This is a genomic window from Burkholderia sp. A9, assembly GCF_000801975.1.
Genome location: NZ_JSZN01000033.1, coordinates 120190 through 136739, shown reverse-complemented (window position 1 = coordinate 136739; position 16550 = coordinate 120190). Strand labels below are relative to the sequence as shown.

The 16550-nt window shown below is 67.1% G+C and carries 15 protein-coding genes; 6 read left to right on the top strand and 9 right to left on the bottom strand.

Annotated features, from left to right (window positions below; translation table 11 throughout):
- Positions 1-74: 74 nt before the first annotated feature.
- From PI86_RS14080 to PI86_RS14070, 3 genes are read right to left on the bottom strand one after another with little or no spacing between them, the layout of a single operon-like run.
- Positions 75-1694: a PqiB family protein gene (locus PI86_RS14080; RefSeq protein WP_039323503.1), complete on the bottom strand. Its 1620-nt coding sequence runs from the start codon at positions 1692-1694 to the stop codon at positions 75-77.
- Positions 1687-2316, bottom strand: a complete 630-nt coding sequence (locus PI86_RS14075) for a paraquat-inducible protein A (protein WP_039323500.1) — start codon at positions 2314-2316, stop codon at positions 1687-1689. Before PI86_RS14075 ends, PI86_RS14080 begins: the two co-directional genes overlap by 8 nt.
- Positions 2313-2978, bottom strand: coding sequence for a paraquat-inducible protein A (locus PI86_RS14070; protein WP_039323497.1), 666 nt, complete (start codon positions 2976-2978; stop codon positions 2313-2315). Before PI86_RS14070 ends, PI86_RS14075 begins: the two co-directional genes overlap by 4 nt.
- Before the next feature lie 259 nt (positions 2979-3237).
- Between PI86_RS14070 and PI86_RS14065 the strand changes: the two genes are divergently transcribed.
- The 4 genes from PI86_RS14065 (at position 3238) to PI86_RS14050 (ending at position 6464) form a co-directional block, all read left to right on the top strand.
- A complete protein-coding gene (locus PI86_RS14065; RefSeq protein WP_014898045.1) occupies positions 3238-3798 on the top strand; it encodes a cytochrome b in 561 nt (186 codons plus the stop codon).
- A gap of 8 nt (positions 3799-3806) precedes the next feature.
- Entirely contained in the window at positions 3807-4367 is a 561-nt protein-coding gene (locus PI86_RS14060) for a YceI family protein (protein ID WP_039323493.1), read from the top strand.
- Between the two features lie 64 nt (positions 4368-4431).
- Positions 4432-5013: a YceI family protein gene (locus PI86_RS14055; protein ID WP_014898043.1), complete on the top strand. Its 582-nt coding sequence runs from the start codon at positions 4432-4434 to the stop codon at positions 5011-5013.
- A 173-nt stretch (positions 5014-5186) separates the two neighbouring features.
- A complete protein-coding gene (locus PI86_RS14050) occupies positions 5187-6464 on the top strand; it encodes an MFS transporter (RefSeq protein WP_039323489.1) in 1278 nt (425 codons plus the stop codon).
- A 22-nt stretch (positions 6465-6486) separates the two neighbouring features.
- On the opposite strand, the gene PI86_RS17395 is transcribed toward PI86_RS14050, so the two are convergent.
- From PI86_RS17395 to queA, 6 genes are all read right to left on the bottom strand, one after another.
- Positions 6487-6639 (bottom strand): hypothetical protein, encoded by a 153-nt coding sequence (locus PI86_RS17395; RefSeq protein WP_162531626.1) that lies wholly within the window; start codon positions 6637-6639, stop codon positions 6487-6489.
- Between the two features lie 146 nt (positions 6640-6785).
- On the bottom strand, positions 6786-7736 hold the full coding sequence (secF, locus tag PI86_RS14045) for a protein translocase subunit SecF (RefSeq protein ID WP_014898040.1): 951 nt from the start codon (positions 7734-7736) through the stop codon (positions 6786-6788).
- 18 nt (positions 7737-7754) lie between these two features.
- Positions 7755-9785 (bottom strand): protein translocase subunit SecD, encoded by a 2031-nt coding sequence (gene secD, locus PI86_RS14040; protein ID WP_039323485.1) that lies wholly within the window; start codon positions 9783-9785, stop codon positions 7755-7757.
- Positions 9786-9891: 106 nt separating this feature from the next.
- Positions 9892-10215: a preprotein translocase subunit YajC gene (yajC, locus tag PI86_RS14035; RefSeq protein WP_006476868.1), complete on the bottom strand. Its 324-nt coding sequence runs from the start codon at positions 10213-10215 to the stop codon at positions 9892-9894.
- Between the two features lie 233 nt (positions 10216-10448).
- The gene (gene tgt, locus PI86_RS14030; RefSeq protein ID WP_014898038.1) at positions 10449-11636 is read right to left on the bottom strand and encodes a tRNA guanosine(34) transglycosylase Tgt; all 1188 of its coding nucleotides are present in this window, start codon (positions 11634-11636) and stop codon (positions 10449-10451) included.
- Positions 11637-11807: 171 nt separating this feature from the next.
- On the bottom strand, positions 11808-12875 hold the full coding sequence (gene queA / locus PI86_RS14025) for a tRNA preQ1(34) S-adenosylmethionine ribosyltransferase-isomerase QueA (RefSeq protein ID WP_039323479.1): 1068 nt from the start codon (positions 12873-12875) through the stop codon (positions 11808-11810).
- Positions 12876-13042: 167 nt separating this feature from the next.
- Here queA and recG point away from each other — a divergent pair, with 167 nt between their 5' ends.
- Both recG and PI86_RS14015 read left to right on the top strand, forming a co-directional pair.
- Positions 13043-15370, top strand: coding sequence for an ATP-dependent DNA helicase RecG (gene recG, locus PI86_RS14020; protein WP_039323476.1), 2328 nt, complete (start codon positions 13043-13045; stop codon positions 15368-15370).
- Positions 15371-15507: 137 nt separating this feature from the next.
- Positions 15508-16467 carry a LysR substrate-binding domain-containing protein gene (locus PI86_RS14015; RefSeq protein WP_006476864.1) on the top strand — a complete coding sequence of 320 codons (960 nt, stop codon included), beginning with the start codon at positions 15508-15510 and terminating at the stop codon, positions 16465-16467.
- Positions 16468-16550 lie beyond the last annotated feature (83 nt).

Sequence of the window (16550 nt, the reverse complement as noted above, 5' to 3'; positions counted from 1 at the left end):
GCTGCACGCGGCGAGCGCGAATGCGGCGCAGACTGCCGCCGCAGCGCTCGCGAGACCGTTTACGCGTGTCGTCGTCATTGTTGATCTCCTGGCTTGCCCTTGAGCAGCGATTCGGGGTGGCGCTCCAGATAGTCGGCGAGCGCGTTCAGCGATTGCAGCGTGCGCGTGAGCTCCTTCAGCGCGCCGCGCACGTCGGACTGCAGCGGCGAATCCTGCTGCAGCGTCGCCTCGGCGGTCGAGAAGGTCTGCTTCGCGGCCGACAGCGTGTCGCGCGCTTCCGGCGCGACCTGCGTGTCGAGCTGCTTGAACAGCTTGTCGGCGTTCGACAGCGCGCTGTTCAGGTTCGCACCGATCTGGTCGAACGGCACCTTGTCGAGCTTCTTCGCGATGTCGGCGACCTGCAGCTGCAGCTCGTCGAGCGTGTTCGGCACGGTCGGCAGCTCGAGCGGCTGGCGCGCCGAGTCCATCGTCACGGTCGGCGCCTTCGGGAAGAAGTCGAGCGCGACGTACAGCTGGCTCGTCAGCAGGTTGCCGGTGCGCAGCTGGCCGCGCAGCCCGTGCCGGACCAGGCGCTCGACGATCTCGCGGCGGGCGGGTTCGCCCTTGCTCTCGATGGTTTCGCGGAAGCGCCGGCCGAGCCGCTCCGGATACACGTTCATCGTCACCGGCATCAGGAAGTTCTTGGTCTTCGGATCGAAGTCGATGCCGATGTTCGTCACTTCGCCGAGCACGATGCCGCGGAAGTCGACCGGCGCGCCCACCGCGAGCCCGCGCAGCGACTGGTTGAAGTTCATCACGACCTGCAGCGGCTGGCCGTCCGGATCGCGCATCGCGTCGGTCTCGTCGGAGCCGAGGCGGAAGGTCGTGTTGTTGGGCGCCGTCGCGCCGCTGTCCTGGTTCGGCGGCGTCTGGAACGCGATGCCGCCGAGGATCACCGTCGCGAGCGACTGCGTGTTCAGCTTCAGGCCGCTCGAATCGAGCCGCAGGTCGACGCCGCTTGCCTGCCACCAGCGCGAGTTCACGCCGACGTACTGGTTGTACGGCGCATTGACGAACACGTTGAACGTGACGCCGGTGCCGTCCTTGTCGAGCGAGAAACCGACCACCTGGCCGACCTGCACGCGGCGGTAGTAGACGGGCGAGCCGATGTCGACCGAGCCGAGCGAATCGCCGCGCAGCACGTACTGCGTGCCCTTCTGGTCGCCGGTCACGGCCGGCGGGGTTTCGAGGCCCGTGAAGTCGGTCTGCGTGTCCTGGCCGTGGCCGGCGTCGACGCCGATGTACGCGCCGGACAGCAGCGTGCCGAGCCCCGACACGCCGGTCGCGCCGATGCGCGGACGCACGATCCAGAAGCGCGAGCCCTTGATCGCGAAGTCCTCGGCTTCCTTCTTCAGCTGCACCTGGACCAGCACGCGCGACAGGTCTTTCGACAGCTTGATCGTCTTGACCATGCCGATCTCGACGTCCTTGTACTTGACCTGCGTCTTGCCCGGCTCGAGCCCTTCCGCGCTGTGGAAGCTGATCGAGATTTCCGGGCCGCGCTCGCGCACGGACTTGATCACGAGGCCGATACCGATCAGCGCGGCGATCAGCGGCACGAGCCAGACGAGCGACGGCAGCCAGCCGCTTTTCGTCGAGATCGTCGGATCGGGCGGCCGGGACGCGTCGTGCTGCGGGCCTTGCGGACTATTCATGGTGTTTCCCTGAGGTTTCGACTGGATCCCAGATCAGGCGGGGATCGAACTGCATCGACGCGAGCATCGTCAGGATCACGACCGAGCCGAACGCGAGTGCGCCGGGGCCGGCCGTGATCACGGCGAGCGAACGGAAATGGACGAGCGCGACGGTCAGCGTCACGACGAAGATGTCGAGCATCGACCAGCGGCCGATCCGCTCGACGATCCGGAACAGCCGGGTGCGCTGCAGCGGTCGCCACGCGGCGCGCCGCTGCGCGCTGCTGACGAGGATCGTCAGAACGCCGAGCTTGAGCATCGGCACGAGGATGCTGGCGACGAACACGACGAGCGCGAGCGGCCAGTCGCCGGACGTCCAGAAGTAGATGACGCCGCTCATGATCGTGTCTTCCTGCGAGCCCACGATCGACGACGTGCGCATGATCGGCAGCAGGTTCGCCGGGATATAGAGGATCGCGGCCGCGATCAGCAGTGCCCACGTGCGCATGATGCTGTTCGGCGTGCGGAAATGAAGCGCGCTGCCGCAGCGTGCGCAATGCGCATGCGGGTGCTCGATCGTCTGCACGAGCCCGCATGCGTGGCAGCTGGCGTAGCCCTCGCGGGCGGCGGTCGGCATGGTCATCGGCGGGGCGCTTCCGGCAGCGGTGCGGCGGTGTCGGGCCGTGCCGGCGTGCGCCGGGCGCGCAGGTCGTCGGCGATGTCCCATAGCGTGCGCGGATCGAACATCAGCACGACGGCGATCATCAGCGTGAGCGCGCCGAACGCGAACAGGGCGGCCTCCGGCACGACGCGCGCGAGGCTCACCATCTTCACGATCGTGACGACGATGCCGAGCATGAATACTTCGATCATTCCCCACGGCCGCACGAGCTGGATCGTACGCAGCACCAGGTTGAGACCGGGCGGCACGATGCCGCGGCGAATCGGCAGCAGCACGTAGAGCAGCGCGGCCATCTCGACGAGCGGGAACAGGATGGTCGAGCAGAACACCATCACGCCGACGATCGCCATGTCCTGCTGCCACAGGGTCTCGACCGCACCGATCAGCGTCGTCTGCACGCGGGTGCCGTTCAGGTCCATTTCCAGAATCGGGAACGCCTGCGCGATCACGAACGTGACCAGCGCCGCGACCGCGAGCGCGCAGATCCGCTCGATCTGCGTGGTGCTGTTGCGATAGAGCAGCGCGTCGCACCGCGGGCAGCGCGCGATTTCGCGGCCGCCAAGGCGCGGTTTATGCAACAGTGCGTCGCATTCGTGGCAGGCAATCAGGTCGTGTCGTTGCATGGGAAAAGCGGTTGTGCGACGGGCGGGGGAACGCGTCGGGGGGGCCGAAACCCGCGCCAATCTTACCAAAACGGCTTTTTCGACGTGTCAACGTTCGGTTGCTGCGTGACCGATCGGTAACATGGCGGGAACGTGACAGCCGGCTGGCGCGCCTGTCCTCAGAGTCCGCGCGGGTCAAAAGGTTGCGGTAGCATGGCGCCCTTGACAAGCGTCGGATGAATTTACCGGCGCAGCCGTTCGCTCAACTGAGGAATCCAAGATGGCTTCGAATTCGCTGCCGGCCACGCCGGCACGTTACACGCAGACCGCGATCGCGCTGCACTGGCTGATCGCGCTGCTGATCGTCTGCGGCTTCGCGCTCGGCTGGGTGATGACGGACATCCCCGGTTTCACGCCGACGAAGCTGAAGTACTTCTCGTGGCACAAGTGGATCGGCGTGACTGCGTTCGTGCTGGCCGCCATCCGCGTGCTGTGGCGGGCAACCCACGCGGCGCCGGCGCTGCCGGGCAATACGCCGGCGTGGCAGCGTGCGGTCTCGCATGGCGTGCACGGCCTGCTGTACCTGCTGATGCTCGTGATTCCGGTGACGGGCTACCTGTACAGCTCGGCGGCGAACATCCCGGTCGTCTACCTCGGCATCGTGCCGCTGCCGCGCCTGATCGATCCCGATCCGGTGCTGAAGGAAACCTTCAAGACGCTGCACGTGTCTTTGAATTACATTTTGCTTGCACTCGTCTCGCTGCACGTGCTCGCGGCGATCAAGCACCAGCTGTTGGACCGCGACGGCCTGCTGTCGCGGATGCTTCCCTTTGCCAAATGAAGGATCCCATGAAAGTGTCTTTCTCCCGCTCCATGCTGACCGCGTTCGCCGCGGTGTCACTTGTCGCGTCGGGCGCGGCGCACGCCGATGTCGATCTCGCGAAGAGCAAGGTGTCCGCCGTGTCGAAGCAGATGAACGTGCCGACCGAAGGCGCGTTCAAGAAGTTCTCCGCGCAGGTGAAGTTCGACCCGGCCAAGGCCGCGCAGGGCAGCGCGCAAATGGCGATCGATATCGCGAGCTTCGACCTCGGCGACAAGATGTACAACGAGCAGGTCACGGGCAAGGACTGGTTCGACGCGAAGGCGTATCCGCAGGCGACCTTCGCGTCGTCGACGATCGCGCCGGCCGGCGGCAACAAGTACAACGTGACCGGCAAGCTGACGATCAAGGGCAAGTCCGAGACCGTCACGGTGCCCGTCACGGTCACGCAGAGCGGCGCAACGCAGACCTTCGACGGCGTGCTGCCGATCAAGCGTTCGGCGTTCAACGTCGGCACCGGCGAGTGGAAGGACACGTCGATCGTCGCGGACGAAGTGCAGATCAAGTTCCATCTCGTCGCCACGAAGTAAGCGACGGGTTCCCGCATCACCCGAATGCCGCGCGAGGGCGCGGCGCTGTTTCAAGGAGAAAGAGTTGAAAAAGCATCTGATCATCGCCGCGGGCGCACTGGCCGCATCGCTGTCGTTCTCGGCATTCGCCGACAGCGCGACGTACCAGTTCGATCCGAGCCACACGTACCCGAGCTTCGAGGCCGACCACTTCGGCGGCCTGTCGGTCTGGCGCGGCAAGTTCGACAAGTCGAGCGGCAGCGTGACGCTCGACCGCGCGGCGAAGACGGGTACGGTCGACGTGACGACCGACATCGCGTCGATCCACACGGGCAGCGCAAAGCTCGACGAGCACCTGCAGACGGCCGAATTCTTCGACGCGACCAAGTTCCCGCAGGCGAACTACAAGGGCACGATCAAGTTCGACGGCGACAAGCCGGTGTCGGTGGTCGGCAACCTGACGATGCATGGCGTCACGAAGCCGCTGACGCTGAAGATCGACGGGTTCAAGTGCATGCCGCATCCGATGCTCAAGCGTGAAGTGTGCGGCGTCGACGCGGTCGGCGAATTCAGCCGCGACGATTTCGGCCTCGACTACGGCAAGCAGTACGGCTTCAAGATGAAGACGAAGCTGCTGATCACGGCCGAAGCCGTCAAGCAGCAGTAACGCGCCCGGCCGGGCCGGCCGTCGCGTCACGCCGCCGGCCCGTCGCGTGCCAGCCGCCGCGCTCCCTTCGAGGGGGCGCGGCGGTTTTTTTTGCGCGCCTATAATCGTCGGCACAAATCGCGGCGCGGAACCCGACGCGTCGGACAGAACGTACAACGACAAGGAGTTCGCCGATGCATGCCGTCACGCAGTCCAGCTCCGTTGCCGCGTCGCCGCGCGTGTGGCGCGCGGTGGTCGCCGCGTCGATCGGCAACGCGCTCGAGTGGTTCGACCTCGTCGTCTACGGCTTCTTCGCGGTGACGATCTCGAAGCTGTTCTTTCCGGCCGGCAACGACACCGTGTCGCTGCTGCTCACGCTCGGCACGTTCGGCGTGTCGTTCTTCATGCGCCCGCTCGGCGCGATCGTGCTCGGCGCGTACGCCGACCGCGCAGGCCGCAAGGCCGCGCTCACGCTGTCGATCCTGCTGATGATGGCCGGCACGCTGGTGATCGCGGTGTTGCCGACCTACCAGACGATCGGCGTCGCGGCGCCGCTGATCCTCGTCGCCGCGCGGCTGATGCAGGGCTTCTCGGCGGGCGGTGAGTTCGGCAGCGCGACCGCGTTCCTGGCCGAGCACGTGCCCGGCCGGCGCGGCTTCTTCGCCAGCTGGCAGGTCGCGAGCCAGGGGCTCACGACGCTGCTCGCCGCCGGCTTCGGCACCGTGCTGAACGCGCAGCTCACGACCGACCAGATGGCCGCGTGGGGCTGGCGCATCCCGTTCTTCTTCGGGCTGCTGCTCGGGCCCGTCGCGTACTACATCCGCTCGAAGGTCGACGAGACACCCGAGTTCCTTGCGGCCGAAAGCACCGCGAGCCCGTTGCGCGACACGTTCGCGTCGCACAAGGCGCGCCTGGTCGCCGCGATGGGCGTGGTCGTGCTCGGCACCGTCGCGACCTATCTCGTGCTGTTCATGCCGACCTACGGCGTGAAGCAGCTCGGCCTCGCGCCGTCCGCCGCGTTCGCGGCGATCCTCGTGGTCGGCGTGATCCAGATGGCGTTCGCGCCGCTCGTCGGCCACTGGTCGGATCGTTATGGCCGCGTGCGCGTGATGCTCGCGCCGGCCGTCGGCATCCTCGTGCTGATCTACCCGGCGTTCGCGTATCTGGTCGCGCATCCGGGGTTCGGCACGCTGATCGCGCTGCAGGTGCTGCTCGCGTTCCTGATGACCGGCTATTTCGCGGCGCTGCCGGGCCTGCTGTCCGAGGTGTTTCCGGTGCAGACGCGCACGACCGGGATGTCGCTCGCGTATAACGTCGCGGTGACGATCTTCGGCGGTTTCGGGCCGTTCATCATCGCGTGGCTGATTCGCGCGACCGGATTGAAGACCGCGCCGAGCTTCTACCTGATGTTCGCGGCCGTGCTGAGCCTCGCGGCGCTGATCGTGCTGCGCCGGCGCTTCGGGTTCCGGTGACGGTGCGCGCGGCGATGCGTCGTCAGGGGGCGACGCGCTCGCATGCCGGCTGTGCCGGCATCAGTTGTCCGGGTGCAGCGACGCTCCGCACGGGGCGACCGGCGAGCGCAGCGAGCGCTTGCCCGAGCTGCCAGTCGGCGGCCTGCAGCGGCGCGAGCGGGTCCAGCCCGGGCATGACCGGCATTGCGTAGTCGGGCCAGTTGGTCGTGAAGCGGCGGCGCTGCGTGCCGTCGCGCCGGCGGAAGAGGGGGCGGCGCGCGCATGAAAAAAGGCCGGTCCTGTCGGACCGGCCTTCCGGTATCAGCCGAAACGGCGTGGCGCTTACACCTGCGCGCCCGCGTTCGGATCGTCCGGATCGTGCGCGGTCTTCTTTTCCTTGATCAGGTCTTCGCGCTTGATGCCGAGCCACATCGCGAGCGAGCCCGCGACGAACACCGACGAGTAGATGCCGAACATGATGCCGACCGTCAGTGCGAGCGCGAAGTAGTGCAGCGTCGGGCCGCCGAAGAAGAACATCGACAGCACCATCATTTCCGTCGACGTGTGCGTGATGATCGTACGCGACATCGTGGTCGTGATCGCGTGGTTGATCACTTCCTGCACGCTCATCTTGCGTTCGCGGCGGAACGTTTCGCGGATCCGGTCGAAGATGACGACCGACTCGTTGACCGAGTAGCCGAGCACCGCGAGGATCGCCGCGAGCACCGCCAGCGAGAACTCCCACTGGAAGAACGCGAAGAAGCCGAGAATGATCACGACGTCGTGCAGGTTGGCGATCACGCCGGCGACCGCGTACTTCCATTCGAAGCGGAACGACAGGTAGATCACGATGCCGATCACGACGCACGCGAGCGCGAGGAGACCGTCGGTCGCGAGCTCGCGGCCGACCTGCGGGCCGACGAACTCGACGCGCTGCAGCGACACGTCGGGGCTCTGCGCCTTCAGCGCGGTCATCACCTGGTCGCTCTGCTGCGCGGACGTGAGGCCTTCCTTCAGCTGCAGGCGGATCAGCACGTTGCGCGACGTGCCGAAGTTCTGCACCTGCGCATCGGCGTAGCCGAGCTTGCCGAGCGTGTCGCGCACGGGTTCGAGCTGCGCGGCCTGCTGGTACTGCACCTCGATCACCGTACCGCCGGTGAATTCGACGGACAGGTGCAGCCCGCGGTGGAACAGGAAGAACACGGCGGCGAGGAACGTGACCAGCGAGATCACGTTGAACACCAGCGCGTGCCGCATGAACGGAATGTCTTTACGGATGCGGAAAAATTCCATGGCTTCGTCTCCGGGGCCTTATTGGGTCGAGCCCGGTTTCTTCGGCGACACGCCTTGCTGCGCGCGATTGCGCAACTGCGGCTTGCCGGCGCGCGGTGCGTTGCCCTGCGCGGGTGCGGCGAGCTTCGCGGCGCGTGCGGTGTCGGTCGATTCGTCGGCCGCGGCGAACGATGCGCCGGCGGCACCGGCCGTGGCGCCTTCCGGCTTCCACACCTGACCGATCGCGAGCGACTTCAGCTTCTTGCGGCCACCGTACCAGAGGTTGACGATCCCGCGCGAGAAGAACACGGCGGAGAACATCGACGTCAGGATACCGAGGCAGTGCACGATCGCGAACGCGCGAACCGGGCCCGAGCCGAATGCGAGCAGCGCGAGGCCGGCGATCAGCGTCGTGACGTTCGAGTCGAGAATCGTCGCCCACGCATGCGCGTAACCGGACTGGATCGCGAGCTGCGGCGGCTGGCCGGCGCGCAGTTCTTCACGCACGCGCTCGTTGATCAGCACGTTCGAGTCGATCGCCATACCGAGCGCGAGCGCGATTGCCGCGATACCCGGCAGCGTCAGCGTCGCCTGCATCAGCGACAGCACGGCGACGAGCAGCAGCAGGTTCACCGACAGGCCGATCACCGAGATCACGCCGAACAGCATGTAGTACGCGATCATGAACACGGCGATCGCGCAGAAGCCCCAGATCACCGAGTGGACGCCCATCTTGATGTTGTCCGCGCCGAGGCTCGGGCCGATCGTGCGTTCCTCGATGATGTCCATCGGTGCGGCGAGCGAACCGGCGCGCAGCAGCAGCGCGAGGTCGGCCGCGGCCTGCGGCGTCGGCTGGCCCGTGATCTGGAAGCGGTCGCCGAGTTCCGACTGGATCGTCGCGACCGTCAGCACTTCGCCCTTGCCCTTCTCGAACAGCACCATCGCCATCGGCTTGCCGATGTTGTCGCGCGACACCGTGCGCACCGAGCGGCCGCCCGCAGAGTCGAGGCGGATGTTGACCGACGGACGCTGGTGTTCGTCGAAGCCGGCCGACGCGTCGATGATGCGGTCGCCGGTGAAGATCACTTCCTTCTTCAGCAGCACGGGCGCCTGGTTGCCCTGCGTGAACAGTTCCTCGCCCGGCGGCACGGGGTCGTTCGGGTTCGGATGCGTGTTGATCGGATCGGCGAGGCGCGCCTCCAGCGTCGCGGTGCGGCCGATGATGTCCTTCGCCTTCGCGGTGTCCTGCACGCCCGGCAGTTCGACGACGATACGGTCGTTACCCTGCTGCTGCAGGATCGGTTCCGACACGCCGAGCTCGTTCACGCGGTTGTGGAGCGTCGTCAGGTTCTGCTTGAGCGCGGCGTCCTCGACGGACTTCTGCACGGCCGGCGTGAAGGTGCCGACGACCTGCGTGCCGCCGCCGCCGGGCTGGGTCGCCCATTGCAGTTCGGTGACCGACGCGGCGAGCACCTTGCGGGCGTCTTCCGCCGTCTGCGCATCGCTGAAGTTCACGACGACGGACTGGTCGACGCGGCTCACGCCGCCGTCGCGGATGTTCTTGTCGCGCAGCAGCGTGCGCGCGTCGGACGCGTCGGAGTCGAGCTTCTTCGTGAGCGCGCCCGTCATGTCGACCTGAAGCAGGAAGTGGACACCGCCGCGCAGGTCGAGGCCGAGATACATCGGCAGTGCGTGCAGTGCGGTCAGCCAGCGCGGCGACGCGCTCTGCAGGTTCAGTGCGACGACGTACTGCGGATCGTTCGGATCGGCGTTCAGCGACTTCTGCAGCAGGTCCTTGACGCGCAGCTGCGTATCGGTGTCCTTCAGGCGCACGCGGATGTTCGCGTTGGACGCCGTGTTCTCGAAGGTGATGTCGTCCGGCTTGACCTGCGCGGACGCGAGCGCGGATTCGACCTGGGTCAGCGTGGTCGAGTCGAGCTTGACCGTGGCCTTGCCGCTCGACACCTGCACCGCCGGCGCTTCGCCGAAGAAGTTGGGCAATGTGTACAGAAAGCCGATGGCGAGCGCCACGACCATCACGACATATTTCCAGAGTGGGTAACGATTCATGAGGGAGCCGAACGGGTGGTTGGCGTGAAAGCGTCGCGTCCGGCGCCGCGGCGACCCGCTCTCTCAGGCAGGCACGGCGCGGGGAGCCGGACGCTCGGTGAAAGCCTTACAGCGACTTGATCGTGCCCTTCGGCAGAATGGTCGTGACGGCAGCCTTCTGCACGGTGATTTCGGTGCCTTCGGCGATTTCCACGCCGATGTAGCCTTCGGTGACCTTCGTCACCTTGCCGACGAGGCCGCCGCTCGTGACGACTTCGTCGCCCTTCGCCATGGCCGCGAGCATGTTGCGGTGTTCCTTCTGGCGCTTCATCTGCGGGCGGATCATGATGAAGTAGAGCACCGCGAACATCAGGATGAGCGGCAGGAAGCTCATCAGGCTCGATTCGGCGCCACCGGCACCTTGCGCGAAGGCATTGGAAATGAACGGCACGTTGGTCTCTCCGTAGGGGAAGATCGAAAAATAAGCCGGTTATTCTACCACCGGCCCCATGCGCAAACGGCGCAGCAAATGCGCTTTCGGATCAAGCTGTTAAAGCATGAACCGGCATTGTTGTAACGCGTTTGGAAAGGCAATTGTAATGTTTGGCGGTCGTGACCGGTATTGGGAACGAGCAATTTAGTACTCGTCCCATGCGACGGGCCGCGGTGCGGGTTGCCGGCCCGTCAGTCGACGCCTCTTGCGCGGTCCTCCGCGAAGCGCTGGCGGAACGCGTCGAACGTATGGGTCTCGATCGCGTCGCGGATCTCGCTCATCAGCTGCAGGTAGTAGTGCAGGTTGTGGATCGTGTTGAGCTGCGCGCCGAGGATTTCGCCGACGCGGTGCAGGTGATGCAGGTAGCCGCGCGAGAAGTTCTGGCACGTGTAGCAGCCGCAGCTCGCGTCGAGCGGCTTCAGCGAGTTCTTGTGCGTCGCATTGCGGATCTTCACGTCGCCGAAGCGGGTGAACAGCCAGCCGTTGCGCGCATTGCGGGTCGGCATCACGCAGTCGAACATGTCGATGCCGTTCGCGACGCCCTCGACCAGGTCCTCCGGCGTGCCGACGCCCATCAGGTAGTGCGGCTTGTTGGCGGGCAGCTTCGGGCCGACGTGCTGCAGCACCCGCATCATGTCTTCCTTCGGCTCGCCGACCGACAGCCCGCCGATCGCGAGGCCGTGGAAGCCGAGCTCCGACAGGCCGGCGAGCGATTCGTCGCGCAGGTCCTCGAACATCCCGCCCTGGACGATGCCGAACAGCGCGTTCGGGTTGCCGAGCCGGTCGAACTCGTCGAGCGAGCGTTTCGCCCAGCGCAGCGACATGCGCATCGAGTCGGCCGCCTCCTTGTGCGTCGTCGGCACGCCGTTGGTCGCGTACGGCGTGCATTCGTCGAACTGCATCACGATGTCGGAGTTCAGCACCTTCTGGATCTGCATCGACACTTCCGGCGACAGGAACAGCTTGTCGCCGTTGATCGGCGACGCGAACGTGACGCCGTCCTCGGTGATCTTGCGCAGGTCGCCGAGCGAGAACACCTGGAAGCCGCCCGAGTCGGTCAGGATCGGCTTGTTCCAGCCCATGAAGCCGTGCAGGCCGCCGTGCGCGTCGATCGTGTCGAGGCCGGGGCGCAGCCACAGGTGGAAGGTGTTGCCGAGAATGATTTGCGCCTTGATCTCGTGCAGCTCGCGCGGCTGGATCGCCTTCACGGTGCCGTACGTGCCGACCGGCATGAAGATCGGCGTCTCGACCACGCCGTGGTTGAGCTTCACGCGGCCGCGGCGCGCATGGCCGTCGGTCGTCAGCAGTTCGAATTCGAGCCCGTTGGCGGGGCGGTCTTGCACGGGGGCGTGCATATCGTGGGATGAACCTTCGGTCATCGCGTCATTCTCCTTGCCACCGGAGAACAGTCCGGCGCATGTTGGAAACGCCACCGGGCGCCCGGCGGCGGGGAAAGCGGGTGCGCGCCAGCGTGGCGCGCACAGCGGGAAAACGGGGTGCCGCGGCGCGACGGCGGCCGCGCGCGGCGCGGGCCGGCGCGCCTGCCGCGCTTACGCGCGCGGCGCTTCCGGCGTGTCGCGGCGCGTGAGCAGCATCGCGTCGCCGTAGCTGAAGAAGCGGTAGCGTTCGTCGATCGCGTGCTGGTACGCGGCGCGGATCGTCTCGACGCCCGCGAACGCGGACACCAGCATCAGCAACGTCGATTTCGGCAGGTGGAAGTTCGTGACGAGCCGGTCGACGACCCGGAAACGGTAGCCGGGCGTGATGAAGATGTCGGTCTCGGCCTGTGTCGCCGCGAGCGGGCGTCCTGCTTCGTCGGCGGCGCGCGCCGCGGCTTCGAGCGCGCGCATCGACGTCGTGCCGACCGCGATCACGTTGCCGCCGCGCGCGCGGGTCGCGGCGATCTTGTCGACGAGCGACTGCGGCAGGTCGTACCACTCGCTGTGCATCTTGTGCTCGGCGATGTTCTCGACGCGCACCGGCTGGAACGTGCCGGCGCCCACGTGCAGCGTCAGCGTCGCGCGCTCGACGCCCATCGCGTCGAGCTGGTCGAGCAGCGGCTGGTCGAAATGGAGCCCGGCCGTCGGCGCTGCGACCGCGCCCGGGTTGCTCGCGTAGACGGTCTGGTAGCGCGTCTCGTCGTTCGCGTCGGCGTCGTGCTCGATGTACGGCGGCAGCGGCAGGCGGCCGTGCTGCTCGATCAGCGTGAGGCACGGCTCCGGGAAGTGCAGCGTGAAGAAGGGCTCGACGCGCTCGCCGACCGTCACGTCGAACGCGTCGGCGAGGCGCAGCGTCGTGCCGGCGCCCGGCGACTTGCTCGCGCGGATCTGCGCGAGCGCCGTGTGGGTGCCGGTTACGCGCTCGATCAGCACCTCGATCTTGCCGCCGCTGGCCTTCTGGCCGAAGAACCGCGCCTTCAGCACCTTGGTATCGTTGAACACGAGCAGGTCGCCGGGCGCGATGCATGACGGCAGCTCGGCGAAACGGCGGTCGACGAGGCGTGCGGGCTCGACGGTGCGGTCGACCTCGAGCAGGCGGCTCGCGGTGCGGTCCGGCAGCGCGGTTTGCGCAATCAGCTCGGGCGGCAGATTGAAATCGAAATCGGAAAGCGTGAACATGCGGGCTGGTTAGAAACGGCCGGCGGGCGCCGCCGACAGGGCGGAAACGCATAAATGGGGCGCGCGAGCCGCTATGATGGCGGGATGCGCGGCCTGGCCGGCGTCGTTCGTTCGGACGACGTGAAAGCCGCTATTGTACTTGCCTTGCGAAGCACCCAGACGATCCGATGCCTGTGTCACCACGCCGTTCTACCGCCGCCGTTGCCGATTCCGCCGATTCCGCCGATCCGTTCGACGCGGACGCTGCCGCGTCACCCGCGCCCGGCACGGAGCCGCGCAATGCCGCGCCGCGTCGCGCCGGCCCGCGGCGCGGCGCCGACGGGCGGCTCGCGCAGCCGGCCGCCGCCGCGCCCGACGTCGAGCCGGGCACGGGCGGCGACGCAGCGGGCGCAGCCGGCGCACAGCGCAAGAAGAAGCCGGCCGCCGACAAACCCGTGAAGACCGTCGACAAGCTCGCGAAGCTCGGCCTCACGCGCTCGATCGATCTCGTGCTGCATCTGCCGATGCGCTATGAGGACGAAACCACGCTCACGCCGATCGGCGAATTGCTGCCGGGCGGCATCGCGCAGTCCGAAGGCGTCGTGTTCGACAACGAGGTCGCATACCGGCCGCGCCGCCAGCTCGTCGTGAAGATCCAGGACGACGACGGCGAGCAGCTCGTGCTGCGCTTCCTGAATTTCTACGGTTCGCAGGTCAAGCAGATGGCCGTCGGCCAGCGGCTGCGCGTGCGCGGCGACGTGCGCGGCGGCTTCTTCGGGATGGAGATGGTGCATCCGGCCGTGCGCGTCGTCGAAGCGGATGCGCCGCTGCCGCAGGTGCTCACGCCTGTTTATCCGAGCACGGCCGGCGTGTCGCAGGCGTATCTGCGCAAGGCGATCGAGAACGCGGTCGAGCGCACGCCGCTGCCCGAGCTCCTGCCGCCCGAGATCGAGCGCGACTACCTGAAGCCGCTCGGCGTGCCGACGCTCGAGCAGGCCGTGCGCATCCTGCATCACCCGGGCGTCGATTCCGACGAAGCCGCGCTGATGGACGGCTCGCATCCGGCGTGGACCCGCATCAAGTTCGAGGAACTGCTCGCGCAGCAGCTGTCGCTCAAGCGCGCGCACGAGGAGCGCCGCACGCGCGCGGCGCCGGCGATGCCGCGCCGCACCGCGAGCGACACCGACGCGCTGACGACGCGCCTCTACGCGGCGCTGCCGTTCAAGTTGACGGGCGCGCAGTCGCGCGTCGTCGACGAGATCGCGCACGATCTCACGCTCGCGCATCCGATGCAGCGGCTGCTGCAGGGTGACGTCGGCAGCGGCAAGACGGTCGTCGCGGCGCTGGCCGCCACGCAGGCCATCGATGCCGGCTACCAGGCCGCGCTGATGGCGCCGACTGAAATCCTCGCGGAACAGCACGCGCGCAAGCTGCGCGCGTGGCTCGAGCCGCTCGGCGTGTCGGTCGCATGGCTCGCGGGCAGCCTGAAGGCGAAGGAGAAGCGCGCGGCGATCGAGGCTGCGGCGCTCGGCACCGCGCAGCTCGTGATCGGCACCCACGCGATCATCCAGGACACCGTCGAATTCGCGCGGCTCGGCCTCGTGATCGTCGACGAGCAGCACCGCTTCGGCGTCGAGCAGCGTCTCGCGCTGCGCGCGAAGGCCGCGAACGCGGCCAACGGCGCGCGCGATTTCCAGCCGCACCAGCTGATGATGTCGGCCACGCCGATTCCGCGCACGCTCGCGATGACGTACTACGCGGATCTCGAGGTATCGACCATCGACGAGCTGCCGCCGGGCCGCACGCCGGTGCTGACGCGCCTCGTCGGCGACGCGCGGCGCGAAGAGGTGATCGCCCGCGTGCGCGAGGCCGCGCTGACCGGGCGCCAGGTGTACTGGGTGTGCCCGCTGATCGAGGAGAGCGAGACGCTGCAGCTGCAGACGGCCGTCGAGACCTACGAGACGCTGGCCACCGCGCTGCCCGAACTGAAGGTCGGGCTCGTGCACGGCCGGTTGTCGCCGGCCGACAAGGCGGCCGTGATGGAGGCGTTCACGCGCAACGACGTGCAGCTGCTGGTCGCGACGACCGTGATCGAGGTCGGCGTCGACGTGCCGAATGCGTCGCTGATGGTGATCGAGCACGCGGAGCGCTTCGGCCTCGCGCAGCTGCACCAGCTGCGCGGCCGGGTCGGGCGCGGCACCGCGGCGTCGGTGTGCGTGCTGCTGTACACGGGCCCGCTGTCGCTCACGGGGCGCGAACGGCTGAAGACGATGCGCGAGACGACCGACGGCTTCGAGATCGCGCGGCGCGATCTCGAGATCCGCGGCCCCGGCGAATTCCTCGGCGCGCGCCAGTCGGGCGCGGCGATGCTGCGCTTCGCGAACCTCGAGACCGACGGCTGGCTGATCGACCCGGCTCGCGACGCCGCGACGCGACTGATCGTCGCGTATCCCGACATCGTCACGCAGCATCTCGCGCGCTGGCTCGGCGCGCGGGAGCAGTATCTGAAGGCCTGATTCGCGCTTTCGGGGTCGGATTTAAAACCGCCATTCGACGGAGATTCGATGCATCCCGATGCAGAGAAACTTGGCGAACCGGTGCCAGTGGGTGTATAAATTAAACCTATCGCCTGTATATCCCTGATTGACCCACAATGACCCTGACTGAATTGAAGTACATCGTCGCGGTCGCGCGCGAACGGCATTTCGGTCGCGCGGCCGAAGCATGCTTCGTGAGCCAGCCGACGCTATCGGTGGCGATCAAGAAGCTGGAAGACGAGCTGAACGTGCAGATTTTCGAGCGCGGCGCGAGCGAAGTGAGCGTGACGCCGATCGGCGACCAGATCGTCACGCAGGCGCAGCGCGTGCTCGAGCAGACCTTCGCGATCAAGGAGATCGCGAAGCAGGGCAAGGACCCGCTCGTCGGCCCGTTCCGTCTCGGCGTGATCTACACGATCGGGCCGTACCTGCTGCCGACGCTCGTCAAGCAGATGATCCAGCGGGTGCCGCAGATGCCGCTGATGCTGCAGGAGAACTACACGCTCAAGCTGCTCGAACTGCTGAAACAGGGCGAGATCGACGCGGCGATCATGGCGCTGCCGTTCCCCGAAACCGGCCTGATGGTGCGGCCGCTGTACGACGAGCCGTTCGTCGTCGCGCTGCCGGCGGGCCATCCGTGGGAGAAGCGCGACGAGATCGACGCCGAGGACCTGAAGCAGGAAACCATGCTGCTGCTCGGCAACGGTCACTGCTTCCGCGATCACGTGCTCGGCGTGTGTCCGGAGCTGATGCGCTTCTCGCAGACGGCCGACGGCATCCAGAAGACCTTCGAGGGCTCGTCGCTCGAAACGATTCGCCATATGGTCGCGAGCGGCGTCGGTATCACGGTGCTGCCGCGGATGTCGGTCGCCGAGGTCGGCCCGCGCGCGAACGGCCCCGATGCCGAGCTGCTGTCGTACGTGCCGTTCAACGAACCGGTGCCCGATCGTCGCGTCGTGCTGGTGTGGCGCAAGAGCTTCACGCGGATGCCCGCGATCGATGCGATCAGCGATGCGATTGCCGCGTGCGAGCTGCCCGGTGTCGCGAAGCTCGACATGCCGGCGACGATGAACTGAACAGGGTGCGGCGCGCCCGCATGTCGGCCGATGGACGGGGCCTTGCGACCCCGTTTATTTTTTCCTATCGCATAGATAAAATT

Coding starts and splice junctions, on each gene's coding strand:
- PI86_RS14080 (WP_039323503.1), bottom strand. CDS start 1,694: ATGAATAGTCCGCAAGGCCCGCAGCACGACGCGTCCCGGCCGCCCGAT.
- PI86_RS14075 (WP_039323500.1), bottom strand. CDS start 2,316: ATGACCATGCCGACCGCCGCCCGCGAGGGCTACGCCAGCTGCCACGCA.
- PI86_RS14070 (WP_039323497.1), bottom strand. CDS start 2,978: ATGCAACGACACGACCTGATTGCCTGCCACGAATGCGACGCACTGTTG.
- PI86_RS14065 (WP_014898045.1), top strand. CDS start 3,238: ATGGCTTCGAATTCGCTGCCGGCCACGCCGGCACGTTACACGCAGACC.
- PI86_RS14060 (WP_039323493.1), top strand. CDS start 3,807: ATGAAAGTGTCTTTCTCCCGCTCCATGCTGACCGCGTTCGCCGCGGTG.
- PI86_RS14050 (WP_039323489.1), top strand. CDS start 5,187: ATGCATGCCGTCACGCAGTCCAGCTCCGTTGCCGCGTCGCCGCGCGTG.
- PI86_RS17395 (WP_162531626.1), bottom strand. CDS start 6,639: ATGCCCGGGCTGGACCCGCTCGCGCCGCTGCAGGCCGCCGACTGGCAG.
- secF (WP_014898040.1), bottom strand. CDS start 7,736: ATGGAATTTTTCCGCATCCGTAAAGACATTCCGTTCATGCGGCACGCG.
- secD (WP_039323485.1), bottom strand. CDS start 9,785: ATGAATCGTTACCCACTCTGGAAATATGTCGTGATGGTCGTGGCGCTC.
- tgt (WP_014898038.1), bottom strand. CDS start 11,636: ATGACCGAAGGTTCATCCCACGATATGCACGCCCCCGTGCAAGACCGC.
- queA (WP_039323479.1), bottom strand. CDS start 12,875: ATGTTCACGCTTTCCGATTTCGATTTCAATCTGCCGCCCGAGCTGATT.
- recG (WP_039323476.1), top strand. CDS start 13,043: ATGCCTGTGTCACCACGCCGTTCTACCGCCGCCGTTGCCGATTCCGCC.
- PI86_RS14015 (WP_006476864.1), top strand. CDS start 15,508: ATGACCCTGACTGAATTGAAGTACATCGTCGCGGTCGCGCGCGAACGG.